This is a genomic window from Undibacterium sp. GW821-FHT11H02, from assembly GCF_058808015.1.
On sequence record NZ_JBXARG010000005.1, the window covers coordinates 1 to 24,833 of the forward strand.

Consider the following 24,833-nt stretch of genomic DNA (forward strand, 5'->3'; position numbering starts at 1 on the left):
AGTGCAGTAATGCATTAAGCTAACCAGTACTAATTGCCCGTAAGGCTTGTCCCTATAACTTTGGTCAGTTATAGAACTCTATGACAAGTATTACAAAATGTGTTTGTTAAACCTTGTTTGACACATCACAACCCGATTATTTGTGCGCCAAGCGCCTCTACTGCTTCTTCCCAATTGGATTTGTTGTCCATCACAGAGTAACGTGACACAGCAAATCAACAAGTTATGCCTGATGACTATAGCAAGTTGGTACCACCCCTTCCCATCCCGAACAGGACCGTGAAACGACTTTGCGCCGATGATAGTGCTGCAACCAGTGTGAAAGTAGGTCATCGTCAGGCTTTTATTCCAGCATGCCCCGTATTCTCCACTGAATACGGGGCTTTTGCTTTTTGTGCTCTACAATAGAACTCTGAATCTATTCTACAATCAGCCCTCCATTAGTCCGATTTCAAATTATTCACAACAATGTCGCCTGAAAAAACAAAGAAACTTATTGTGATTGGCGCCGGGCCAGCAGGATTGATGGCAGCTGAGCGAGCTGTGGAAGCAGGTTTGAGCGTTGATGTGTACGATGCCATGCCCTCGGTTGGTCGAAAATTTCTGTTGGCAGGTAAGAGTGGAATGAACTTAACACATGCCGAGGATCATGTGAATCTGCTGTCACGTTATAATGATAGCGCTCCACAATTAGAATCAGCATTAAATGGCTTTCCAGCCCAAGCAGTGCGTGATTGGGCGGCTAGCTTGGGAGTAGCGACCTTCGTTGGGAGTTCACAACGAGTATTTCCGGTCGATATGAAGGCCGCACCATTATTGAGGGCCTGGCTACATCGCCTGCGTGAGTCCGGTGTTAAATTCCATATGCGTCACAAGTGGCAGGATTGGTCGGAAAATGGTCATATGTTTCATTCTCCCGAGGGTACAAAGCTAGTTAATGCAGAAGCAAGTATTTTCGCTTTTGGCGGCGCAAGTTGGCAACGACTGGGGTCAGACGGTGCTTGGGTAGCGCCTTTTCAAAGCAAAATGTTGACAATCGCTCCTTTGGAGGCGAGCAACTGTGGTTTCGAGCTTATGTGGTCTGATTACTTCAGGCAACATTTTGCTGGCTTGCCTTTAACATCGGTTTCGGTATCGGTTGTTAGCCGGTTGGGACCACTCCCGAAACGGCAAGGCCAGTTTGTCATCAGTGAAACTGGTATCGAGGGTAGCCTCATCTACGCGCTTTCCGCGCAGATCCGAAAACAGATTCGAGAAACAGGAAGTTGTGAACTGCATATAGATCTCTTGCCAGGTAGAGATTTGGAACGTGTACAAAAAGAGTTAAGCATACCGCGAGGTTCTCGCTCGCTCTCCAGCCACCTACGGAGCAAACTAGGCTTACATCCTATTCACACTGCTTTGGTTTATGAATGTTTGAGCTCTGAGCAAATTCATGATCAAGTGCAGTTGGCGCGGGCTTTGAAAGCATTGCCGCTTCGATTGCTTCGCGCTCGCCCTATTGATGAAGCAATTAGTAGCGCTGGTGGTTTGAATTGGAATGAGTTGGATGAAAATTTTATGCTAAAGAACTTACCTGGGAATTTCTGCGCTGGTGAAATGTTAAACTGGGATGCCCCGACAGGGGGCTATTTATTGAGTGCTTGTTTCGCTACGGGTAGGGCGGCAGCGCAGGGCGCGCTTCGCTGGTTGCAGCAGCAAGACGAAGTTGACATGAATAAGGAAATTTGACGTGGCAGCAGAAACCTCAAACATGCTTAGTGAAGCGTCTATCGAAAAAGAAGTCGCTTCTCCATGCATTAAAGCTTGCAAAATCAATGAAGATACTAAGCTCTGTAATGGCTGCCTGCGCACTTTGGATGAAATCATTGTTTGGGGTAAAGCTAGTAATTCAACAAAATTGGCGATCTGGTCACGCATAGAGGAAAGAAAGACTAGCCGAATTTAGTCGCTTAGGTGATCAAATTGTTTAAGTCATTCAAGTTTCATTGAGGAATTGCCGTAAAGCACTTAACACTTAATGGAAATCGATTATGCGAGTAAGTTACCTTTTTCTTAGTCTCTTGTTCGTCACATTGAACGTACAGGCCAACGACCCGATTACAAAACCTATCAAACCAGCATCTGCTAAGGACGAGGCATCCGTTCAGGCGAAAGAAGATGTCAAGCCGGTGAAAGAAGCAAAATCTGCCCGTGAGTCGAAAGCCAGTGAGGCTAGCCGACAAAAAGAAGCGCAGGCAGCGGATGAATTAGCCTTAAAAATTGCAGAGCGCCTTGCCGCCATCCGCAAAGAGAAAGAAGAAGTGCCCAAGTCCGCAAGTCGACCTTATGTGCGTCCTTACACGGTACCAGGAAGAGCTAGCCAAAATGGTGTGGATAAAACCAAGAAAGCTATTACACATGCCGACGCTGCGCATTGGTCTTATGAAGGCGACGCGGGCCCGTTAAACTGGGGCAAACTGAGCAAGACAAATGCGAAATGCGATCTTGGTGAGCGCCAATCTCCAATTGATATTCGCGATGGAATTAGGGTCGAGCTTGATCCTATTAATTTCGACTACAAATCCGTGCAGTTTTCCGTCCTAGATAATGGGCATACAATACAAATGACACCGGGTTCTGGTAACTATTTGAATGTCTCTGGTAAAACCTATGAAATGCTGCAGATGCATTTTCATCGCCCATCAGAAGAGCGTATCAATGGCAAAGGTGCAGAGATGGTGGCACATTTAGTACACAAAGACCGTGATGGCAAGTTGGCTGTGGTGGCTATTTTAATGGAGCTTGGTGAGGCCAATAAAATCATTCAAGCGGTCTGGAATAATTTGCCATTAGAAAAAAATGAGCCTATCAAAGCGCTGAGTAATATCGATCTTGGGGAACTACTCCCCAAACGTCGTGATTACTACACGTACATGGGATCGTTGACGACGCCCCCATGCAGTGAAGGTGTTCTTTGGTTGGTGATGAAAGAGCCAATTGGAATCTCACCCGAACAACTAGCGATCTTTGCGCGACTTTACCCTATGAATGCGCGCCCATTACAGAAGAGTTCGGGTCGTATGATTAAAGAGTCTCGTTAGGCAAGTATTCGATTCATTTCAAATACGAGTAAAATCGGGTTATTTGAAAGCGAAAAGCCTGATGCAAAAAATCAATGTTATCGGCGCGGGGCGAGTAGGAAAAAGCCTGGCTCGCTTGTTTTCCGAAAAACAGGTTTTTGAGATCGCGCAGGTTTATACACAAAGTGACCAGAGCAATTTACTTGCGCTCGAATTTATTGGCTCTGGCAGTGGTGTTACCAAAATCGACCAAATTCGACCCGCAGAAATTACTTTGTTGGCTGTACCTGACGATCAACTAGTTGCTACCACACGGACGCTACTGTCGCGCAATGCTTTGTCATCAGCTAGTGTGCTCTTTCACTGCAGCGGCTCAAAATCTTCACTTGATTTGTCAGTACAGCTTCCTGACTTGGAAAGATTGCAAATTCAACTAGCCAGCGTACACCCGGTACGAAGTTTCGCTGATCCCGCTGCAGTCGTGAACGATTTTGTTGGCACTATTTGCAGTATTGAGGGGAGCGTCCAAGCATTGACTGTTCTGGAGTCTGCCTTTGCACGGATTGGTGCGCAACTGATTACGATTAAACCCGATGCAAAAATGCTGTATCACGCAGCCTCTGTTTTTGCTAGCAATTACTTAGTGACACTGATAGACGTCGCGATTGAAGCCTATTGTGCTGCTGGCATACCGGCAGAGTCCGCGCATAAAATGGCGCAAGCACTTTCAAGCAAAAGCTTAGAGAATGTATTCAATCTGGGACCTGCGGCTGCATTGACGGGGCCCATCAAGCGTGGCGACATGCAGACTGTGGCTTACCAACAAGAAGTCGTCGCTGCCTGGGATACGCAGAGGGGCGCCATCTATCAAGCTTTTGTTGCGCCAACGCTGGCTTTAGCGCAAAAGAAAATACATTAATAAGAATCAAAGCAAATCCCATTCGGCCAATTTTTTTGCGCAACTTGGCGGCAGCTATCTTGAGTAATGACTCAAAAATTATTCAGAAAAATAGACGCTATTACGACCGCTTTCTTTAGCTTGATATAAGGCCACATCTGCACGCTCGAAAACACTGTCTTCGCTCTCGTGCAATTTGCATTCGGCGACTCCCATACTAACTGTCAGAGACAGTTTTGTTTTCGCAAGATCAGTGGTACGCGAGAAATCATTTGCCGCAATTGTGGTACGGAGATTTTCTGCAATTGAAGTGGCTTTTTCTAAAGTACAGTTCTTCAATAAGAGTAAAAATTCTTCGCCACCCCAGCGACAGATCACGTCGCTTTCGCGTAAAGAACGTTTCGCGATTGCTGCAATTTCACGCAGTACGTGATCACCGATTAAATGACCTTGTTTATCATTGATCTTCTTAAAGTGATCAATATCCATCAATGCCACACATAGGGGCTGGCGAGAACGCTCACTGTCAAGTATTGCCTGCTGAAAGACAAAATCAAAGGCTTGACGATTTAACAGCTTGGTTAAAGAATCGGTTGCGGCAGATTTTTCTATACGTTTTTGATAGCGGCGTACTGAAAATAAGACGATTAAAATAACTGCCAAAGTGATACCGAAACCGATAGAAGCATTTACTGCCAGTAACTTCTGCAAAGGTTGCAGTTCACCAGCTAGATCTTGTTCTACTAATAAGTGCCAGCCCAATTCTGGTAAGAAGCGTGAATTAACAAAAACGCTTTCCGTATTATTGCTGTACTCTAAATGTAGCGATTCATTTTTTGTATTGCTTAAGATTTGTTTGCTGATTTGATCAAGTCCGGGAATTTGCGCGATATTCCCTTTCTTTTGTTTGAATGCACTTCCAGAGAGAACAACATTGCCTTTTTTATCGACAAAATAAATGGTTCGTTGAAAGCGCGATTGATAGCTATCAATCAAATGCTTCATCGTATCAAGCGTCAGACCGATGCCGACCGCACCTATGAATTTTCCGCTGTAGTCGAGTACCCGATAATTGGTGAATATCGTCATACTGTCGCGATTTGCCAGATCTGCGTCGACATTGGTTTCGTATTCTGACTTTAGGTTCTTTACCCGAAAAAACCATTGATCGCGAGGCTCACTTTCTTTTACAGTTTTGAGTAGACCGTCGCCATAGTAATAATTTTTGCTCAGATCGCTGACCAAAAAACTAGAGATTGCTTGACTCTTGATTTTGATTTCTTTTAAGTATTTGGAAATCTGTTGTGGGTCTTCCTCACCGTTAATGATCCAATCTTTAACAAAGGTGTCATGCGCCATTTGTGCGGAAACGAATACCGGTCGCAAGATATCTTTTTGAATTTCCGAATAAACGTTGTCTCCTGTAATCGGCAATGTGTTTTCTGACAAGCCTCGTTGTAAAGTCTCTTTCGACACAATATAGCTAGTCGCCAAAACCGCGACAAATCCTAATATTAAAATTAGGGAAATCCATATCAATAAAATATATTGTTGTAATGATTTTCTCATAGGCTCATAGCCGTGTATTTTTAGGAGAGGTGAGGAGGACTTGAAGCAAAAAGTGTTTTGCTAAGACCCACGATCATACTATAAACCCTGCGTTTTTGAACCTCTTTAGCCTAGAGAGACAAGCAATTTTGAGGCTAGTACAAATTTCTTGAATAAAAATGAAACAGCTTGTTTTTGCAATTAGGATGCATCTATCGTCGATTGTCGCTAGCATGACCTTAGTTTGTCTTTTTGTATGATTTGAAAATTGCCGCAAATCTAGCTCAAAATAGGCTTAAAAAAAACAATGAACGCTTTGCCCTGTTGATTTTGTTGTAAGTCCCCATCTATAGTGGCGTCGTCACTCTTCTTTATCCAGGAAAACAATGAATACTGTCACCAAAACTTCAGTCTCTTTTTCAGTCCCTTTAATTGCGTCCTACGTTTGTGCCGCTCTGGCCTTATTCCTGGTATTGAAAGCGGGTCTATTAGTGGCCTTGTTTTCAGGATTGCTCGTGTATTCTTTGGTGCGGCTCTTAGTGCCCACCATACAGCGTAAGTTCAACAATCAACAGGCGCGTATGATCGCGGTGGTTTTTTTGTCGATAGTGATCATTCTTGCCATCAGTTTAGGCATTTGGGGTGTGGTCGCATTTTTGCGCAGCGACGCTGGTAATTTGCAGACCTTGCTTAAGAAACTGGCCGATCTGATTGAATCGTCACGTCAGCAATTACCACTGTGGGTGACTACTTATTTGCCCGAAGATGTTGAGTCTTTGAAGCGTATTTTGACGGATACCTTGCGTGAACATGCGGGCGAAGCAAAAGTGCTGGGACAAGAAGCAGGCCATTTGATCGTGCATTTAATATTAGGCATGGTGATCGGTAGTATGGTCGCTTTGCAAGACGCGACCAGTGTGCATCATTACCGACCCTTTGCTGCCGCATTACAACAAAGGATAGCTACGCTGGCCGACATGTTTCATCGGGTGGTGTTTGCACAAGTCAGAATTTCATTAATCAATACGACATTTACGGCCATTTTTCTAGCGGTTATTTTGCCACTCGCAGGCGTGCATTTACCCTTGGTCAAAAGTATGATCGCAGTAACCTTTGTAGCGGGCTTAATACCCGTTGTGGGTAATATTATTTCGAATACGGTGATCGTGATTGTCAGTTTGTCGTATTCTTTGCAAATTGCGGCGATTTCTCTCGCGTTTATGGTGATTATTCATAAATTAGAATATTTTTTAAATGCGCGAATTATCGGTTCGCAAGTCAATGCCAAGGCCTGGGAATTATTGGTTGCGATCTTGATTATGGAAACTTTGTTTGGCTTGCCAGGCGTTGTCGCTGCCCCGGTGTTTTATTCCTATGTAAAGAAGGAATTAAGCGAACGTGGTTTGGTGTAAATAGAATGAGAGGACGTAGTACCATGATTTTAGAATTAGCAGATATACGGATACATCAAGGACAACAAGAGGCTTTTGATGAGGCTATCATGCGCGGTTTGCATGAGGTAATAGCGCATGCCAAGGGATTCCGGGGATTTAAAGTGAACAAGGGCATAGAGTCGCCAGAGCGCTATGTGCTGATGATATTTTGGGATACTTTGGAAAATCACACGATAGATTTTCGCCAATCGCCTGCGTTTGCCGAGTGGCGTAGCATTGTGGGATCTTTTTTCGCAGCTCCGCCTGTGGTAGAGCACTTTGATTTGTTGGCTAAATCGATTTAAGAGAATTATTTAATCGAATCATTAATTCACTTATAAAGTGCAAGGCTTTGTTATCTTGAGAATCAAGAAATTGCCCCAAGTTGTAAGAACTGCTTATTGTGATACTCAATGTGTTACTAAGTGCACATGCTGAGTTGCACATCGACGCTGCATCGTATTGCTAGATACAGCGTCTTCTTTTTTTGTATGTAAAGGTTATTATGGTTCCCCACCTTGCCACGGCCTTAAACGGTCCCTTACTTGATTTCGAGAAAAAAATTTTAGAAGCGACGCCTTCGATCGAGCGCTGGTTTCGTCTCGAATGGCAAGAGCATACGCCACCGTTTTACTGCTCCGTGGACATGCGTAATTCTGGGTTCAAGCTGGCACCGGTGGATACTAATTTGTTTCCAGGAGGCTTTAATCATTTAGGCTCTGAGATGCTGCCATTGGCAGTGCAGGCATCGATGGCCGCGATTGAAAAATATTGCCCCGATGCGCGCAACTTACTATTGATCCCAGAAGGTCGGCCTTGTAACGCCTCTTATTGGCAAAATATCGCCCGTCAAATGCAGATTTATCGTCAGACTGGATTGAATGTCAGGCTCGGTAATTTGGATGAAAGCTGTCAACAAGAGACAGTTATTGCTTTGCCTGATGGCGGTAGTTTGTTGCTGGAGCCTCTGCAGCGTTCGGCAAATGGGCGTCGGCTGGGACTGAAAAATTTTGATCCTTGTACCATCTTACTGAACAATGACTTGTCTACCCATATTCCGGCAATTTTAGAGAATATCCACGAACAAACTTTGTTGCCACCGCTACATGCTGGTTGGGCGAAGCGACGTAAAACGAATCATTTTTCCAGCTACGATGATGTGGTGAAAAAATTTGCCAAAATGGTGGATATCGATCCATGGCTGATCAATCCATTTTTTGCGAAATGTAGTGGCGTTGACTTCGAGGCGGGTACAGGTCTGGAGACCTTGATGACGACCGTCGATACAATTCTCGCCAAGATTCGTAAAAAGTACAAAGAGTACGGTATTAAAGATAAGCCATTCGTGATAGTGAAAGCGGATGCGGGTACCTGTGGCATGGGTATTATGACAGTACGTGATTCGCGCGAAGTACGTGATTTAAATTCCAAACAGCGCAATAAAATGACGGTGGTAAAAGATGGCCGCGAAGTGCATGACTACATTTTGCAGGAAGGTGTCTACACCTTTGAACAAATCGATGAAAGTGTCGCTGAGCCTGTGGTGTACATGATAGATCGTTATGTTGTCGGCGGATTTTATCGTGTGCATCAAGATCGTGGCGTGGATGAAAATCTGAATGCGCCGGGTATGGAATTCGTACCACTCGCCTTCGCGCAACAACATGCGGTACCGGATATGCGTGCCAAGCCGGGTACTGCTGCGCCGAATCGTTTTTACATGTATGGTGTAGTAGCGCGTCTGGCTCTATTAGCAGCTTCATTAGAGTTAGAAAAAACAGACCCTAATCCCGAAATTTATTAACCACTACTATCTCGACTTTAGTTTGGTTTCACGATTATTTTGCCTTGGATAAATGATGAAAATTGCTTTTCTTACCGATCCCTTAGCACAGTTCAAAACGTATAAAGACTCGACCTACGCGATGATGGTGGAAGCAGCAGGACGTGGCCATCGCATTTTTGCTTTCGGCCCAGCGGATTTGGTGTTGGACGACGGTGAGGTTCGCGCCGCAGTACAAGAAATCAGCCTGACCGGCGATACAAATGACTGGTATCGCTTGAGTGAATCTCAAGATTTGCGCTTACAAGAATTTGACGCTGTTTTGCAACGCAAAGATCCTCCTTTTGATATGGAATATATTTATGCGACTTATCTTTTGGACTTGGCAGAGCGCCAAGGGGCGAAAGTATTTAATAAACCGTCAGCGATTCGTGATCACAATGAAAAATTGAGCATTGCTCAGTTTCCTCAATTTACGACACCAACCCTGGTGACGCGTGATGAACAAAGGATACGGACTTTTTTTGCAAAGCATCGCGATATTATTTTAAAGCCTTTGGATGGCATGGGCGGGGCGGGCATATTCCGGATTCGTGAAGATGGTATGAATCTCGGTTCGGTGATTGAAACCCTGACTAATAATCAAACGCGTACCATTATGGTGCAAAAATATATCCCCGAAATTGTGCATGGCGATAAACGTATCTTGCTAATCGGCGGCGTGGTGGTGCCATATGCCCTGGCGCGTATTCCACAAAATGGCGAGGTTCGCGGTAATTTGGCTGCAGGTGGGGTCGGTGTAGCGCAAGAATTGTCAGCGCGAGACAGAGAAATTGCGGAAAGCTTGGCGCCGCAACTATCCGAACGTGGCTTGTTGCTGGTAGGATTAGACGTAATCGGAACTTGTTTGACTGAAGTGAATGTGACTAGTCCAACTTGTTTCCAAGAGATTTTTCAACAAACGGGCTTTAATGTGGCGGGGTTGTTTATTGATGCCTTAGAAAAGCGTGTCCTCGTTTGAGTTAGGTTTAAGGCATGATTGTTGCTTTTCGGTATTTACCTAAAATGCGTGATACCGGCCAGTGTTTTGTGATTTCGCCATGTTTAGGATAATGGGATGGTAGGCTTACTTTTAATGACGCATGCGCCGCTAGGGACCGCATTCCTGCAGGCCGCGGCTCATGTATTTCGTGGTAATCCTGAACGTTTGGAAGCGATCGATGTTGTGGCTGATCAAAACGTTGAAGAAGTGAATCGCTTGGCGCGTGAGGCGGTGCGTCGGCTCGATGATGGTTCCGGCGTTTTGATTATGACGGACATTCTAGGTGGTACACCTTCAAATTGTTGCCGTCAGCTAGGCGAGCCAAGTCAGGTTGCTGTGATCGCCGGGATTAGTTTGCCTATGCTATTGCGCGCCATAACCTACCGCCAAGATGCCTTAGATGTGGTAGTGGAAATGGCTTTGGCTGGCGGCCAAAATGGTGCCACGCGGGTAGAAAACCGAATTCGGATCGCGGAGAGTTAAGAAATTTTCTCTTAGAACTGATTAATTTAGACTTAAAGTGAATGCAAAATGATTCAACAAGACATAGAAATTATTAACAAACTCGGTTTACATGCTCGCGCTTCCGCGAAATTGACGCAACTGGGTGGCAAATTTAAAAGTGAGGTTTGGCTCACTCGAAATAATCGCCGTGTTAATGGTAAATCAATTATGGGCGTTATGATGCTGGCAGCAGGTAAGGGCAGCAAAATTTTATTGGAAACCAATGGCGAAGATGAGCAAGCGTGTTTCGACGCGATAGCCGCATTGATTAACGATCGTTTCGGTGAAGGTGAGTAAGGCTAGCTTCATACCAGATTTATAGTTCACGACATTTACATAGCTAATAACAATAAATTAGTAACGACCAATAGCAGTACACGAGGGAGACTAAGTGGCATCTTTTACTTTACAAGGCATCCCTGTTTCGCGCGGCATCACCATAGGCCGAGCCCATCTATTACGTCCGGCTGCAATGGACGTGAAACATTATCTGGTGGCGCAGGAGCAGGTCGAAGCTGAAGTGGTTCGTCTGCAAAAAGCAATTGCCCAAGTACAGCTCGAATTGCAAACGATTTGGTCTGATTTGCCATCGGATGCGCCAACCGAGCTTGGCGCGTTTCTCGATGTACATGCCTTGATTTTATCTGACCCTATGGTGTCAGAAGCTCCCTTAGATATTATCCGTTCCCGTCACTACAATGCTGAATGGGCTTTAGTCACTCAAGTCGATGCCTTGTCAGCGCAATTTGATGAAATTGAGGACGAATATTTACGTGAACGTAAAGCTGATATTCAGCAAGTTGCCGAACGCGTATTAAAGGTATTGACGGGCACCGCGCATCAGTTACCACGCGCAGCTGGCGTTGATGAGCGTAATGCCAATATGATTGTTGTTGCGAAAGACATTTCGCCGGCCGATATGATGCAATTTCGGGATGTCGCTTTCACAGGTTTTGTGACCGATGAAGGTGGGCCTAATTCCCATACTGCGATTGTGTCGCGTAGTTTAGGGATACCTGCGGTAGTTGGCTTAGGCAATGCTTCACATTTAATCGTGCAAGATGACTGGCTAATTATCGACAGTGATGCAGGTATTGTTATCGTGGCGCCATCGCCACTGGTGATTGCACAATACCGTGACCGCCAAGCGGCTCTGCTAAAAGCCAGAAAAAAACTCCATAAGTTAAAAAAGACACCCGCTGTCAGCCTCGACGGTATTGAAGTGAGCTTGTTGGCGAATATTGAATTGCCAGAAGACGCTCATGCTGCCATGGAAGCAGGAGCGAGTGGCGTTGGCTTGTTTCGTTCAGAATTTTTATTTATGGGGCGCACCGGTGTCGAGACTCAGCTGCCTAGCGAAGAAGAACAGTTTGTCGCCTATAAGCAAGCAGTGTTGACCATGAAGGGCAAGCCAGTCACGATACGTACTTTGGACGTTGGTGCGGATAAACCTTTAGATCACAACGAACACAATATTTTGAATCCCGCTTTAGGCCTGCGCGCGATTCGCTATTGCTTGAAAGAACCGCAAATTTTCTTGACTCAGTTAAGGGCCATTCTGCGCGCTTCAGCATTTGGTAATGTGCATATTTTAATCCCTATGATTGCGCATGCTTTTGAGATTGACCAGTCCCTGGCGATGATACAACAAGCTAAGGATGGATTGCGTGCAGAGGGAATTGCATTCGATGATGAAATTCCAGTTGGCGCGATGATAGAAATTCCTGCTGCGGCATTGAGTTTGCCAATGTTTGTGAAAAAGCTTGATTTTCTGTCCATCGGTACGAATGACTTGATCCAATATACTTTAGCCATCGATCGTGCCGATCATGAGGTCGCACATTTGTATAACGATACCCATCCGGCAATTTTGCAATTATTGGATATGACTGTGAGCGCCGCAAATAAAGCAAATATTCCGGTCGCAATCTGCGGAGGTATGGCGGGCGATATAAAGTTAACCAGGCTTTTAATTGCGATGGGTTTCCGTGAATTGTCTATGCCTTCTGCATTATTGCCAGAGATAAAACAAGAAATCCTGAACACCAATATCGCAGAATTAGAGCCGAGCGCAAAAAAGATTTTGCGCACTTATGACCCTAGGCAGGTACAGGAGCTTTTGCAGCTTATGCAGCATCAACAATTTGCGTAAATTCGCTTGCGCTCTACCCGACTATCGCCGACATCACAAAAGTTGTGATCTAGAATTTAAGTAGTTTGTAAAATTGCCACTGAGAAATGTTTGTTTCGCAGAATATTTCCTTAGAACAGGCAAATTGCGGTGGTTTTTTACCACGTGGTGCCTTACCTTTGGGCAAAAATGGAGTATATTCTAAGCGAGCAGTTAGACTCGTGAAATATATCGCAGGCTTCCAGGTTTTCCAGCAAGAACTAATTTCCAATATTGCTGTCAGTAAACATTGCTACAAGCCTCAAGTTTCAGACGTTGCATTAAACGACGTTCTCGTAGGTTGAGAAATTTAAATCATTTAAATCATTACATGGCTGGATAAACATGAACTTAACTACAATGAAAGTGGGTAAGCGCCTAGGGCTCGGCTTCGCACTCGTTTTGGTCTTACTAATTGCGGTTACGACTTTGGGTATTTCTAGAATGTCGCTAATTCAAGATCGACTTGAAGACATTGTAAACGTGAGCAATGTGAAGAGCCGTTTGATTATTGACATGCGTGCCATTGTGTATGATCGTCAAGTATCTTTACGCAATTTGACGCTGTTGACTGATATCGATGATATGGCCAAAGATCTGAAAAAGATTGATGAACAGTCAAAGAGCTACGGCGAAAAAGAGGCAAAATTAGCCGAAATGTTGAAGAATGAAAGTACTTCGTCTTCAGAAGAACGTACCTTGTTAACGAAGCTAAAAGAAAAAGAAAAAGCTGCTGCCTCCTTGCCAAACGCGGCGAAAGAACTGGGGCTCGCGAATAATCCTGAAGGCGCGACTATTGCTTTGATTAAAAAAGTTCGTCCCGTGCAAGAAGAATGGCTCAAAGCATTAGATGAATTGGTGGCGACTGAAGATAAACAAAATGCCTTGGTGGCTGAAGAAGCTAAATCAGCATTTAGTAACGCTCGCAATCTTTTGTTGTTATTGGGCAGCTTGGCCGTGGTTTTGGGTGTGATTGCGGCGGTAATTATCACGCGCAGTTTGTTGAAGCAACTTGGTGGCGAACCTGACTATGCCGCTGATATTGCTAGTCAAATTGCCGCTGGTGATTTAGCAGGCATCATTGATACTAAGAGTGGCGACTCCGAAAGTTTAGTTGCCGAGATGAAGACTATGCGTGATAGTTTGGTCAACATCGTAGGCCAAGTGCGCGTTGGTACTGACACAATTGCAACTGCATCGCGTGAAATCGCCACTGGCAATTTAGACCTATCTTCTCGCACCGAACAACAAGCAAGTTCACTTGAAAAAACCACGGCGTCTATGAAGGAACTGACGACCACGGTGAAGCAGAATGCAGACAATGCACGTGAAGCGAATAAGTTGGCAGCGTCCGCCTCCGATGTCGCCCGTCAAGGTGGTGAAGTGGTTGCTGAAGTGGTTAATACAATGAGCTCTATTAATGAATCCGCGAAGAAGATTGTGGATATCATTAGTGTGATCGATGGCATCGCCTTTCAAACTAATATTCTCGCTTTGAATGCAGCAGTAGAAGCGGCGCGAGCTGGTGAACAGGGACGTGGATTTGCCGTAGTCGCGTCGGAAGTTCGAAGCTTGGCGCAACGCAGTGCGGCAGCTGCCAAAGAGATTAAGACTCTGATCGGTGACTCGGTTGAGAAAGTCGAAATCGGTAGTAAACTGGTAGGGCAGGCAGGCGCGACGATAGACGAAGTTGTATCGAGTGTGCGTCACGTGACCGACATTATTGCGGAGATTAGTGCAGCAAGTCAGGAACAAAGCTCAGGTATTGAAGCGGTGAATTTAGCCATCATAGAGATGGACGGTATGACACAACAAAATGCAGCTTTGGTTGAAGAGGCTGCTGCAGCTGCCCAAAGCTTGCAAGACCAGGCTGGTGAGTTGGCTAAGGTGGTAAGCATATTCAAACTGAGTGCTGCCGAGACTGCGTTTGCGAATCGCCCGGCACCTGCAACACCACGTCGTGTCGAACCGGCAGCTACACCTAAAGCAAAACCGAAAGCGACCGTAAAGTCATTACCATCGGCCAAACCTGCACCGAAAAAAGCGGCACCGGCTAAACCTAGCGAAGATGATTGGGAAGAGTTTTAATTGTTTTTTGAATGATCGGAAATCAGGACTTAGTTGTTAATTATGAGGTAATCATTATGCGATCAATGCTCGTCTTATGTTTTGCGTCATTGAGTATTTTATTTATCGGGAATGCCAACGCAGCGGTGGTCAGCCCCGTTATAGATAATAAGTCTTGTGAAATGCCGAAATATCCTAAGGCCTCTTTGATCAATGAAGAAACTGGAACTGTTACAATGGCATTTTTGGTATCGACAGAGGGCAAGGTGATCGAATCCAAAGTCGATACGTCGAGCGGCTCTAAGAGCTTAGATAAGGCTGCAATTGCTGCTTTTTCCCTGTGTAAGTTTAAACCAGGCTCAAAAGATGGCAAGATAGAGCAGATGTGGGTCAAAGTAGATTTTGTTTGGAAATTTTGAGTTTTTTCGATTCGGTTTTTTACTAATTAATTAAAAGAGTTTGCTTATGAACGTTAAATTATCCGCAATCACGTCATGTTTGTTATTAACAGTTTCAGGTTTTACTTATGCAGCCGACGTAGCACCTGTGATGGATGCTAAGTCTTGCGAACAACCAAAGTATCCCAAAGCGGCATTGATGAATGAGGAAACTGGTACAGTGACGATGGGATTTTTGATTGCCCCAGATGGTAAGGTAGTCGAATCAAAAGTCGAAAAATCCAGCGGTTCTAAGAGTTTAGACAAGGCCGCCTTGTCTGCATTAAGCTTGTGTAAATTTAAGCCAGGTACTAAAGACGGTAAGCCCGATCAGCTGTGGGCAAAAGTCGATTTCGTTTGGAAATTGGAATAGTCAGTTAGGATTTTGTTTTATCCTTGTAAACCCGTCAGGTTTTCCTTGGCGGGTTTTATTTTTTGGACGAACACTTTGTTTACGCTGGATAGAAATTCTTTTATGAAAGAGTAATTATGCACTTAACATTTGTAAATGATGTTTGGCATGAAGGTAATGCACCTATTTTAGGAGCGATGGATCATGCGGTTTGGCTTGGATCTTCCATTTTCGATGGGGCGAGGTCAATTCAAGGGCACTTGCCTGATTTGCGTTTGCATCTCGCTCGGGCGCTTTGTTCAGCCGAGCTACTTGGTTTAAGCTGTTCTTACACCGTTGATCAAATGGAGCAGCTATGTCGCGATGGTGTCGCAAAATTTCCAGCTCATGCGGAGCTGTATATTCGACCTTTGATATTTGGTACTGAGGGGCTGCTTATTCCGACTAGCGCTGGATTCGCTTTAACTTTATTTGATGCGCCTTTACCTGTATTCACAGGTTTTTCGGCATGCCTGTCGACCTTGCAGAGGCCTAGTCCTTTGATGGCACCGACCGACGCAAAAGCCTCTTGTCTGTATCCAAACACTACACGCGCATTACGTGATGCAAAAGAGCGAGGATATGACAATGCTGTCGTTTGCGATATCAACGGTCATGTCGCGGAATTCGCTACCGCGAATCTGTTTTTTGTGAATCAGACAGGACAAGTGATTACACCGGTGGCAAATGGGTGTTTCTTATCGGGCATTACGCGCGCACGGGTGATTGCCTTATTGGCGACGCAAAACATTAAAGTTGAAGAGCGTAGCGTTCACCCAGATGAGCTGCTAGATGCACAAGAGATTTTTAACACAGGGAATTTTGCCAAGGTATTGCCTTGTACTCGTTACGAAAACCGTGACTATCCTATCGGTCCGATTGCGACCTTGGCCCGAAAACTATATATGGAATTCATGGAGACAGAATAAATACGGCCACATCGAGGGCTGTCGTTTGATTGCGAAGTCCTAAATCCTTAATAAAAAAACGCTCAATCATTGCGGATTGAGCGTTTTTCTTTTTGCCTAGAGCGTTCGTAAATATTTAATCATTTGCGTAAATATCAACGTCTTTGGTTTCTTTTACAAACAACATACCAATGACAAAAGTCGCCGAAGCAACAACGATCGGATACCATAAACCGTTATACATATTACCGGTCTGCGCGACGATCGCTACGCCTGTTGCTGGCAATAATCCACCGAACCAACCGTTACCAATATGGTAAGGCAGAGACATGGATGTATAACGGATCCGGGTTGGGAACATTTCTACCAACATTGCTGCGATAGGGCCATACACCATCGTGACGTAAATGACGAGAATGGACAGAATCAAGACGATCATAGGCTTATTCACGCCAGCGGGATCAGCTTTGGCTGGATAGCCAGCAGCACGTAAAGAATCAACCACAGATTTTTTAAATGCCGTATCTTTTGCCTTTGCATCTGCAGCCGCCATACCATCAGCCGAATACGATTCGATCACAGTGGAGCCAATCGCGATTTTCGCAGAGCCCGTGCCATCAACCGTTTCGTAGCTGGCGGAATTTGCTGCTAAGACTTGCTTGGCGATATCGCATGAACTGGTGAATTTCTTAGTTCCTGTAGGATTGAATTGGAAGGAACATTCAGCAGGATCGGCAGTGACGACAATTTTGTTGGCAGCTTGTGCTGCTGCCAAGGCTGGATTCGCAGCTTCCGTTAAAGCTTTAAAGAGCGGGAAGTAGGTCAATGCCGCAATCAGGCAGCCTGCCATAATAATAGGCTTGCGGCCAATCTTGTCTGATAGGGCTCCGAAGATCACAAAGAAAGGGGTACCAATGATGAGTGATGCTGCGATCATCAGGTTAGCCGTCGCATTGTCAACTTTCAGCGTATTGGTCAGGAAGAATAATGCATAGAATTGTCCTGTGTACCAAACCACTGCTTGACCAGCCGTTAAGCCGACCAAAGCCAGGATAACAATTTTCAGATTGCCCCATTTGCCGAAAGATTCGGTTAGCGGTGCTTTAGAAACTTTACCTTCCGATTTCATTTTAGCGAAAGCGGGCGATTCATTCATGGACATACGAATCCAGACCGAGATAATCAGCAATAAAGCTGAGACCCAGAATGGAATGCGCCAACCCCAATCGGCAAATTGCTCTTCACCGACGGCTGTTCTTGCACCTAAAATAACTAACAGTGACAGGAACAAGCCCAGAGTCGCTGTAGTTTGAATCCAGGATGTGAAGAAGCCGCGTTTATTGGCTGGTGAATGCTCCGCCACATAAGTTGCCGCGCCACCATATTCGCCGCCTAATGCCAAGCCTTGTAGCATGCGCAGGGCGATCAGCAAGATAGGTGCAGCGATACCTATCATTTCGTAACCGGGTAAACAGCCCACGATGAAGGTTGAGCCACCCATGATCACTATCGTTACTAGAAAAGTGTATTTGCGACCTATCATGTCGCCTAAACGACCAAACACCAAGGCGCCAAAGGGGCGGACAATAAAGCCTGCTGCAAATGCCAGCAAGGAGAAAATCATTTGTGAATTGGGATCTAGTGCAGTGAAGAATTTTTTACCGATAACGGCTGCCAGCGTACCGTATAGATAAAAGTCATACCATTCAAATACTGTTCCTAATGAAGATGCAAAAATGACTTTTCGCTCTTCTTTGGTCATACCTTCTGATGATGCAACATTCGGGTTACCCATATTGTGTCTCCTCCTTGCGGTTGTCGTTATGTTACTAAGTTTACGTGCAGCTAATCCTCATATATTTATTTACTCACCTAATAAACTATCAACTTTACTTGTAAATGACAATCAAAATATGTCCATTGCCCCGAAAAAAGTAGTTATAGTTTGTGACAATTTAAAAAAAACAAATATTTGTCGTTTTCAGGGGCAATTGATGTGATATTTGTGTATGTGTATTTGACATGCAAATTAATACCAAGCTACTTTAGATTTAATTCATGCGAAAGGCTATAGGTAAATAGTCCCATACGATCGGTGTGGCATTTGTTAAGCATCGTTAAACTTTGCGATAGATCAATTTTTTTCTTATTCATGCGACAAGAAACTTCAGGCCTTAGTGCACCATTAGTCACAAAATCAGTCACAAAACTGAGTTGTGATGTACTTGTCATAGGTGGCGGAATTAACGGTGCTGGAATTGCCAGAGACGCTGCTGGGCGTGGCCTAGGTGTGATTCTGTGTGAAAAGGATGATCTTGCAGCTCACACTTCTTCAGCTTCCTCCAAACTAATTCACGGCGGCTTACGTTACCTTGAATACTATGAATTTTCGCTCGTTAGGAAAGCGCTATTAGAGCGCGAAGACTTAATGCGCATCGCACCTCACATTATTCGTCCTTTAAGTTTTGTTATGCCTTATGTCGCCGGATTGCGGCCTCGTTGGATCTTGCGATGTGCTTTGTTTCTCTATGATCATTTGGCACGACGCGATCTCTTAGCTGGAACAGAGTCGCTGCATTTACATAACAGTGAAGTAGGACAGGGGCTCGAGTCCAAGCTGGAATACGGATTCAGGTACTCAGACGCGTGGGTGGATGACGCACGGCTTGTCGTCTTGAATGCGATGGATGCTAAGCAACGCGGCGCGCAAATTCTCACGCGCACCCGCTGTGAACACTTGGAAACGAAAAATGGTCGTTGGCGAGCTACACTCAGGCGTTTGAATTCCACAAGAATGATTAGAGACAAAAATGATGGTCACATGCAGTCGTCGATGATCGAAATCGATGCGGCTTGTGTGATCAATGCTACAGGCGCTTGGGCCGCCGATATGCAGAGCAAGTTCGCACCGAAAGCAAGTACGCAAAAAATGCGTCTGGTGAAAGGTAGCCATATCGTCGTTAAGCGACTTTTTTCACATGACGATGCTTTTATATTTCAGCATCCTGATGGGCGCATTGTATTTGCGATACCTTATGAAAAAGAATTTACTTTAATCGGTACTACCGATGTGGATTATCGCGGTACGCCAGATCAGTTTAGGGCAGATATTAGTACTGACGAGATCGCTTACTTATGCGAACTAAGTAATCAGTACTTTGAACGAAAAATCTCGGCGACAGATGTGGTGTGGACTTATTCAGGCGTGCGTCCTTTAGTCGACGATGGACATTCTGATAGTAAGTCTGTGACACGGGATTATCGTTTGGAGCTTGATCTCAGTAAGGCGCCGATACTGCATGTTTTTGGTGGAAAAATAACGACTTATCGACGCCTGGCGGAAGATGCCTTAGCTTTGATCGCAGCGCCTCTGGCATGTACAGCCGCAAACTGGACGAAGTCAGCGGTTTTGCCTGGTGGGGATCTTTTTTCCCCGACTCCCGATAATGTGAATGTGCAAAAACGTCATGATTTTATCCAGGCTTGTTGCCAAAAGTATGCCGGGTTTCCTACTGCATTGATCGAGCGCTTGGCGATGGCTTACGGTAGTCGCATTCATCAAATCCTCGGTCAAAGAGATAAGGAAAACGCTTTGGGTGAACAGGTCTTGCCGGGATTGTATGCATGTGAAATCCACTACCTGATGATTCACGAATTCGCGATGAGCGCCCAAGATATTTTGTGGCGGCGTAGCAAGTTGGGACTCCATTTAAGCGCGGATGCCGAGCAGATATTGGATGATTGGATCTCCCATCAATCATTGTTAAACTGAACAGCCTCATCGCATCGGTTTCTTCTCGTCGGCGCTATTTGCCATCTATCCCTGCAATTTTGCACTATGTCGCTATGGCATAGGCTTTCTTTCCCTTTCTCTTTACAGTGACACCATGCGCTAATGCACAAAATTTGAGAATTTCATCAGGGAGAATGCCATGAATAAGACAGAATACATGAATACCTTGCAGCAAGAATTGCAGGGTCTGCCTGCTTCTGTAATTGCCGAAACGCTGGCTAGCTATCAGCAGAAATTTCAAAATGACATGGCAAAAGGTTTAAGCGAAACGGAGATAATCCAGAAATTGGCCAGTCCACGTCTGGTCGCCGCACAACAAAGAGCAAATACCAGATTCCAAAATCTAAAGAGCAATTTTGGTCCCGGCAATATTCTGGGATTTTTTGTCGCCTTGATCGGCGTCGTCATCTTCAATTTCTTTATGTTGATCCCCGCGTTTTTGTATGGCGCTTTTCTTTTTTGCGCCTATATGAGCTCTATGGTGTTGTACGTGGCGGGAACGGTAATCATTGCCGCCAGCTTGTCCGGTGTTCCTGAGATGGAATTTAGAATTCCTAATCACCATACTCACGGAATGGAACATCGTGGCCATCATTTACGCGGCCCGCACATGGGGAACGTCACGGTAGATATTAGTGAATCAGGTATCTTGGTGAACAAAGAGCGGGCTGATAAATTGATCCATCTGCCAGAGAATAGTGGTGAGGTGGTATTTCATCCCGATAATCGCCCAGGTATGTTGCACATCAAAAATAACATGGAGAGTCGTCACTTTTTCTATGGTATGGGCCTGCTGATCGGAGCGACTGGTCTGCTCTTACTCTGCCTTTGGTTGACACGGTTAACCGTGATTGGTTTCGGAAAATACTTGCTCTGGACAGTCTCTTTGTTGCGTGCACCAGCACGTGCCGAGTCAACTGTTCATGTTTGATTGAGGAGAAATACGATGAAAACTTTATTGAAATTCGGTATAGCGTTGATTATGTTTGGTCTATTGTTGTCAGCACTAGGCGTTGGAATTATTCGCTCTCATGCGGTGAAGCCGATTCCGCAAACAATGTCCGCTTCAGCGTCAGCGTCAGTATCGGCAGCTGCAACTGAAACTGCAACGAAAGCGAGTGCTATCACTAGTTCTCCAGCAAAACCATAATTTGTTGCTGGTAGCCGTATGTCAGTGTATGTTCTTCCAGCTTAGGAGGGCTATTAGCATACGGCTTCATTTTATCCAGTTCCTTGAGCCGCCTATTGGAATCACCCTTGTGACAAATGAAAGCTTCCATTCTTGGTGTATTGCACATACATTCTAAAATGAACGCTAATTCAGACAGGCATTGCCTAATAATTGAGCAATTGCAGTGAAAAGCATACAGTTCACCAGATAGTTATTCGTCTTTATTTGCGCTACGTGCTTTTCTACGATAATCTTTGAGCGTTTGCTATCTTCATATATTCAAACACAAGATGCGGATATATTTGTGTAGCCGTTTTCGTTCACCTGACTGATCCGGATTTATGACTACTGTTCAATGTAAAAGCTTACTGGCATTATTGTTTGCAACTTGTTTCATGACTAGTGCGCACGCTCAGCAGAACACCATGCAATTCGTGAGTGCCGCCAATGCCAAAGTCGCGAAAGCGTCGGCATTAAAATCAAAATGGGAGGGGCCGACCTCTGGCCCACAGCTCCAAAAAGATAAAAAAATTGTTTTTATCGCCCATGACATGAGCGATGCGGGCACTTATGGCGTATTTAACGGAATAAAAGAAGCAGTAGCTGGGACAGGTTGGCAAGTGTTGTCGATTGACTGCCGTGGTCAATGTAATCAAGGTGCTGGCGTTGTATTGCAAGCTTTAGACATGAAGCCACAAGGCATAGTCCTGGCCGGTGTTGATGCTGCTAGTCAAACCAAAGGGCTTGCCGCTGCTGGTGATGCCAAAGTGCCTGTAGTTGGCTGGCATGCTAGTTTCAAAGCAGGAGCGGTACCTGGTTTATTCACGAATATCACCACCGATCCTAAGGATGCTGCCCAGATTGCCGCCTTGTTTGGCGCTTCTGAATCGAGTAATAAAGCCGGTATCGTGGTTTTTACCGACACCTCTACGCCGTATATGGCGACTAAATCTGGTGCGATTGTAGAAGTGCTGCGTCAATGTGATGCATGCCGGATTTTGAGTGTCGAAGATTTGCCAATTGCAGAGTCACGCAAGAAATTTCATGGTTTGATCGAGTCGTTGGTGAAGCGCAATGGCAATAAATGGACACACGTTATTGCTGTCAACGATGTCTATTTTGATTTAATGGATAAACCCGATATCGAAAAATTGGTAGCGTCGAATAAATTGCGTGGCATATCTGCTGGTGATGGTTCCCCAAATGCGTTTAAACGTATCCGTAAAGGCGATCTTCAAATTAGCACGGTGCCAGAACCGCTGTATATGCACGGTTGGCAATTGGTTGATGAATTGAATCGCGCATTTTCCAAAGTCGCGCCTAGTGGCTATAATGCACCCCTGCATTTAGTAACCTTACAAAATATTACTTACGATGGCGGGCAGAAAGATATGTTTGATCCATCGAATGATTTCCGCGCTAAGTATTTGTCTTACTGGGGTAAGTAATAGCGGTGAAGGATGAACGAAAAAGGGCGAATTTTCGCCCTTTTTCTTTTTTAGATTGATTAAAGATGAATAAATCCGAAGCCATACAAATTGCCAACGAATCTTTGCGTGCAAGTATCTTGAACGATGCCAATACTCAGTTTTCTCAATTGGTTCGTTATGTCAATGATGAAGGCTGGTGGTTAAATATACCACTGGCTAATTTCAAGAAAGAATGCCATTTCTTAATTTGTAACGAGAAAGCCAGACTGATTCGTCATTTGATGATAAAGCCGAATAATATACTCAGCCCCGCCACTAAATTTCGGGTCAAAGATGGTGTTGCCGACGTGTTCATTTCAGCCGCCAATTCAAAAAAAATGGTGGATATTTTGCAGGGTGGCACTAAGTACAGTTTCAACAAACATCTGGTGGATGAACATCGTTTTTGAATGAGTACTTGGCGTAAATATCGAAGCAAAGTATCTTCATTGTGTGATTTGAAAGCCCCTTAAACCTTGCAAACCGCCCGTGTGAATAGCGACGACCCGTTCGTTTGGTGCGAACTTCCCTAGGCGGCATAATTCGGCAAGCGCATAAAACATTTTTCCCGTGTAGACGGGCTCAAGCTGTATCTGTGTTTGCGAGATAAAATCGTTACAAAACTGCATTAGTGCTGGAGTGGTTTTGGCAAAACCGCCTTGTGCGAAATCGTGCCAAATTTCAAAATTGTTATACGCCGGGAAGCCGGCATCGCGTAAGAGCTGTTGTACTTGGCTATGCAGGTAAGTCGCATTGCTCACTGCCGCGATACCGATGACTCGGGCACTTCCCTTTAAGCCCGCCACAATGCCAGCTAATGTCGCGCCAGTTCCACAGGCCAGGATGATGGTATCTGGGGTGCTGCCTAAATCCTCAATCAGTTCTTGGGCCAACTCAGCCACTCCCGCTATTGCCTGGGCATTGCTACCACCTTCTGGTAACCATAAGTATCGGTCAGGATGACCGTCCACCCATTGCTGCCACGCCGAGGAGGAATCACGTAAATCGCGGTAATCGTCACGTGACACAAAATGCAATTGCATACCCGCGTTTTGACAATCGGTGAGGGTGGAATTGAGTGGTGATTTAGCCGCATGTAAACCACGTACCAGACCAATACTCGATAAACCGTGTAATTGAGCCGCATGTGCCAGTGCGTGCAAATGGTTCGACCATGCGCCACCCATAGAAACTAAGATAGGACGATGCTCGTCTGCTTGGATTAAGTTGTACTTTAGCTTGCGAAACTTGTTGCCAGAGACGGTGGGATGTAACAAGTCATCGCGTTTGATCCACAACTGTATGTGTGGGAAAAGCGAGCTTCTTACTGGTTCTAGCGGTGATGAATGCGACAAAAAAGCCATAGAAACTTGCTCAGACTCAACAAGGTGGTAAAGTAGCTATTGTAAGCTGGTCCGCCCATAGCGCGACGGCTTTCGTCGATTCATGACATGGTTTGCCCCTAGACTTTTTTGGAAATCTCCAATATGCCAAGAAATACCAAACAGACCATACCATTTGTCCAGCAACAACTGCTGGAAGCGATTGCTCAGATTAAGGATGGTAGTGACCGGAATGATGTGTTGCCGAAATTAGAGGCGGTAATGTCACATTTGCAAACGCTTGCAACGCATGATCATTTGACCGGCGCCTTAAACCGCAACACTTTGCTAGAACGACTCGACGGCGAGCTACAGCGCTCTAAACGCACCGGACATACCTTTAGTGTGGCCTTGATTGGTATAGATCGTCTACCTGAAATTATGGAAACGCACGGGCAAGATGTCACTAAACGTATTTTGCAAATCGTGACTAAGGAGGCCATTCACGTTCTGCGTAGTTTGGACTCTTTTGGACGTATAGGTGCTACGGAATTTGCGATTGTAATGCCTACCACTTGGCTGGATCAAAGCATCGTCGCGATTCGACGCATCAAAGAAAATTTGCAGGCTTATGCATGGGATGAGATTGCCGATAATTTGCAGGTGACTTTTTGTACTGGGCTAACGCCCAATGCACCCGGCGATCTAGCAGAAAAAGTCCTAACAAGGGCGCAGGATGCCTTACAAAAAGCACGAGACAAAGGTGTGGATTCTTTGGTGCAGGTTGATGCCGAGATCCCTGATTACGACCCCAATCAAGCCTAGGCCTAGCAGT

The 24,833-nt window shown here is 45.1% G+C and carries 24 protein-coding genes and 1 rRNA gene; 22 read left to right on the top strand and 3 right to left on the bottom strand.

Annotated elements, in window-relative coordinates; translation table 11 throughout:
- Positions 1 to 228: 228 nt before the first annotated feature.
- From rrf to AC1RR2_RS06625, 5 genes are all read left to right on the top strand, one after another.
- Positions 229 to 341: ribosomal RNA gene (rrf, locus tag AC1RR2_RS06605) — 5S ribosomal RNA — on the top strand.
- Positions 342 to 468: 127 nt separating this feature from the next.
- Complete coding sequence (locus AC1RR2_RS06610) at positions 469 to 1,731, top strand: TIGR03862 family flavoprotein (RefSeq protein ID WP_493221504.1); 1,263 nt, start codon at positions 469 to 471, stop codon at positions 1,729 to 1,731.
- Between the two features lies 1 nt (position 1,732).
- Positions 1,733 to 1,948, top strand: coding sequence for a DUF1289 domain-containing protein (locus AC1RR2_RS06615; protein ID WP_493221505.1), 216 nt, complete (start codon positions 1,733 to 1,735; stop codon positions 1,946 to 1,948).
- A gap of 85 nt (positions 1,949 to 2,033) precedes the next feature.
- On the top strand, positions 2,034 to 3,083 hold the full coding sequence (locus AC1RR2_RS06620; RefSeq protein ID WP_493221506.1) for a carbonic anhydrase: 1,050 nt from the start codon (positions 2,034 to 2,036) through the stop codon (positions 3,081 to 3,083).
- A gap of 61 nt (positions 3,084 to 3,144) precedes the next feature.
- Complete coding sequence (locus AC1RR2_RS06625) at positions 3,145 to 3,981, top strand: Rossmann-like and DUF2520 domain-containing protein (protein ID WP_493221507.1); 837 nt, start codon at positions 3,145 to 3,147, stop codon at positions 3,979 to 3,981.
- Positions 3,982 to 4,059: 78 nt separating this feature from the next.
- Here AC1RR2_RS06625 and AC1RR2_RS06630 read toward each other — a convergent pair whose 3' ends face one another.
- Positions 4,060 to 5,529: a sensor domain-containing diguanylate cyclase gene (locus AC1RR2_RS06630; RefSeq protein WP_493221508.1), complete on the bottom strand. Its 1,470-nt coding sequence runs from the start codon at positions 5,527 to 5,529 to the stop codon at positions 4,060 to 4,062.
- 365 nt (positions 5,530 to 5,894) lie between these two features.
- Between AC1RR2_RS06630 and AC1RR2_RS06635 the strand changes: the two genes are divergently transcribed.
- The 11 genes from AC1RR2_RS06635 (at position 5,895) to AC1RR2_RS06685 (ending at position 16,264) form a co-directional block, all read left to right on the top strand.
- Complete coding sequence (locus tag AC1RR2_RS06635) at positions 5,895 to 6,920, top strand: AI-2E family transporter (protein ID WP_493221509.1); 1,026 nt, start codon at positions 5,895 to 5,897, stop codon at positions 6,918 to 6,920.
- 23 nt (positions 6,921 to 6,943) lie between these two features.
- The gene (locus AC1RR2_RS06640; RefSeq protein ID WP_493221510.1) at positions 6,944 to 7,246 is read left to right on the top strand and encodes an antibiotic biosynthesis monooxygenase family protein; all 303 of its coding nucleotides are present in this window, start codon (positions 6,944 to 6,946) and stop codon (positions 7,244 to 7,246) included.
- A gap of 200 nt (positions 7,247 to 7,446) precedes the next feature.
- On the top strand, positions 7,447 to 8,745 hold the full coding sequence (gshA, locus tag AC1RR2_RS06645; protein ID WP_493221511.1) for a glutamate--cysteine ligase: 1,299 nt from the start codon (positions 7,447 to 7,449) through the stop codon (positions 8,743 to 8,745).
- A 55-nt stretch (positions 8,746 to 8,800) separates the two neighbouring features.
- Positions 8,801 to 9,745 (top strand): glutathione synthase, encoded by a 945-nt coding sequence (gene gshB / locus AC1RR2_RS06650; RefSeq protein WP_493221512.1) that lies wholly within the window; start codon positions 8,801 to 8,803, stop codon positions 9,743 to 9,745.
- A 96-nt stretch (positions 9,746 to 9,841) separates the two neighbouring features.
- On the top strand, positions 9,842 to 10,249 hold the full coding sequence (locus AC1RR2_RS06655) for a PTS sugar transporter subunit IIA (RefSeq protein ID WP_493221513.1): 408 nt from the start codon (positions 9,842 to 9,844) through the stop codon (positions 10,247 to 10,249).
- Between the two features lie 48 nt (positions 10,250 to 10,297).
- Positions 10,298 to 10,567 carry an HPr family phosphocarrier protein gene (locus AC1RR2_RS06660; RefSeq protein ID WP_422997843.1) on the top strand — a complete coding sequence of 90 codons (270 nt, stop codon included), beginning with the start codon at positions 10,298 to 10,300 and terminating at the stop codon, positions 10,565 to 10,567.
- Between the two features lie 94 nt (positions 10,568 to 10,661).
- Complete coding sequence (ptsP, locus tag AC1RR2_RS06665) at positions 10,662 to 12,422, top strand: phosphoenolpyruvate--protein phosphotransferase (RefSeq protein ID WP_493221514.1); 1,761 nt, start codon at positions 10,662 to 10,664, stop codon at positions 12,420 to 12,422.
- A 363-nt stretch (positions 12,423 to 12,785) separates the two neighbouring features.
- On the top strand, positions 12,786 to 14,528 hold the full coding sequence (locus AC1RR2_RS06670) for a methyl-accepting chemotaxis protein (protein WP_493221515.1): 1,743 nt from the start codon (positions 12,786 to 12,788) through the stop codon (positions 14,526 to 14,528).
- Between the two features lie 56 nt (positions 14,529 to 14,584).
- A complete protein-coding gene (locus AC1RR2_RS06675) occupies positions 14,585 to 14,926 on the top strand; it encodes an energy transducer TonB (RefSeq protein ID WP_493221516.1) in 342 nt (113 codons plus the stop codon).
- Positions 14,927 to 14,972: 46 nt separating this feature from the next.
- Positions 14,973 to 15,317 (top strand): energy transducer TonB, encoded by a 345-nt coding sequence (locus tag AC1RR2_RS06680; RefSeq protein WP_493221517.1) that lies wholly within the window; start codon positions 14,973 to 14,975, stop codon positions 15,315 to 15,317.
- Positions 15,318 to 15,433: 116 nt separating this feature from the next.
- A complete protein-coding gene (locus AC1RR2_RS06685) occupies positions 15,434 to 16,264 on the top strand; it encodes a branched-chain amino acid aminotransferase (protein ID WP_493221518.1) in 831 nt (276 codons plus the stop codon).
- Between the two features lie 115 nt (positions 16,265 to 16,379).
- Here AC1RR2_RS06685 and AC1RR2_RS06690 read toward each other — a convergent pair whose 3' ends face one another.
- Positions 16,380 to 18,038, bottom strand: coding sequence for an MFS transporter (locus AC1RR2_RS06690; protein WP_493221519.1), 1,659 nt, complete (start codon positions 18,036 to 18,038; stop codon positions 16,380 to 16,382).
- Between the two features lie 357 nt (positions 18,039 to 18,395).
- On the opposite strand from AC1RR2_RS06690, the gene glpD reads away from it, so the two are divergent.
- The 5 genes from glpD to AC1RR2_RS06715 all read left to right on the top strand — a co-directional run bounded on the left by glpD (position 18,396) and on the right by AC1RR2_RS06715 (position 23,086).
- Complete coding sequence (gene glpD, locus AC1RR2_RS06695) at positions 18,396 to 20,015, top strand: glycerol-3-phosphate dehydrogenase (protein WP_493221520.1); 1,620 nt, start codon at positions 18,396 to 18,398, stop codon at positions 20,013 to 20,015.
- 160 nt (positions 20,016 to 20,175) lie between these two features.
- The gene (locus tag AC1RR2_RS06700; protein ID WP_493221521.1) at positions 20,176 to 20,967 is read left to right on the top strand and encodes a DUF1700 domain-containing protein; all 792 of its coding nucleotides are present in this window, start codon (positions 20,176 to 20,178) and stop codon (positions 20,965 to 20,967) included.
- A 15-nt stretch (positions 20,968 to 20,982) separates the two neighbouring features.
- Complete coding sequence (locus AC1RR2_RS06705; protein WP_493221522.1) at positions 20,983 to 21,186, top strand: hypothetical protein; 204 nt, start codon at positions 20,983 to 20,985, stop codon at positions 21,184 to 21,186.
- A gap of 446 nt (positions 21,187 to 21,632) precedes the next feature.
- Positions 21,633 to 22,655, top strand: coding sequence for a substrate-binding domain-containing protein (locus tag AC1RR2_RS06710; protein ID WP_493221523.1), 1,023 nt, complete (start codon positions 21,633 to 21,635; stop codon positions 22,653 to 22,655).
- Between the two features lie 65 nt (positions 22,656 to 22,720).
- The gene (locus tag AC1RR2_RS06715; RefSeq protein WP_493221524.1) at positions 22,721 to 23,086 is read left to right on the top strand and encodes a hypothetical protein; all 366 of its coding nucleotides are present in this window, start codon (positions 22,721 to 22,723) and stop codon (positions 23,084 to 23,086) included.
- 36 nt (positions 23,087 to 23,122) lie between these two features.
- Here the strand turns inward: AC1RR2_RS06715 and AC1RR2_RS06720 are convergent, their stop codons facing one another.
- The gene (locus AC1RR2_RS06720) at positions 23,123 to 24,040 is read right to left on the bottom strand and encodes a 1-aminocyclopropane-1-carboxylate deaminase/D-cysteine desulfhydrase (RefSeq protein ID WP_493221525.1); all 918 of its coding nucleotides are present in this window, start codon (positions 24,038 to 24,040) and stop codon (positions 23,123 to 23,125) included.
- 123 nt (positions 24,041 to 24,163) lie between these two features.
- Here AC1RR2_RS06720 and AC1RR2_RS06725 point away from each other — a divergent pair, with 123 nt between their 5' ends.
- Entirely contained in the window at positions 24,164 to 24,823 is a 660-nt protein-coding gene (locus AC1RR2_RS06725) for a GGDEF domain-containing protein (RefSeq protein ID WP_493221526.1), read from the top strand.
- Positions 24,824 to 24,833 lie beyond the last annotated feature (10 nt).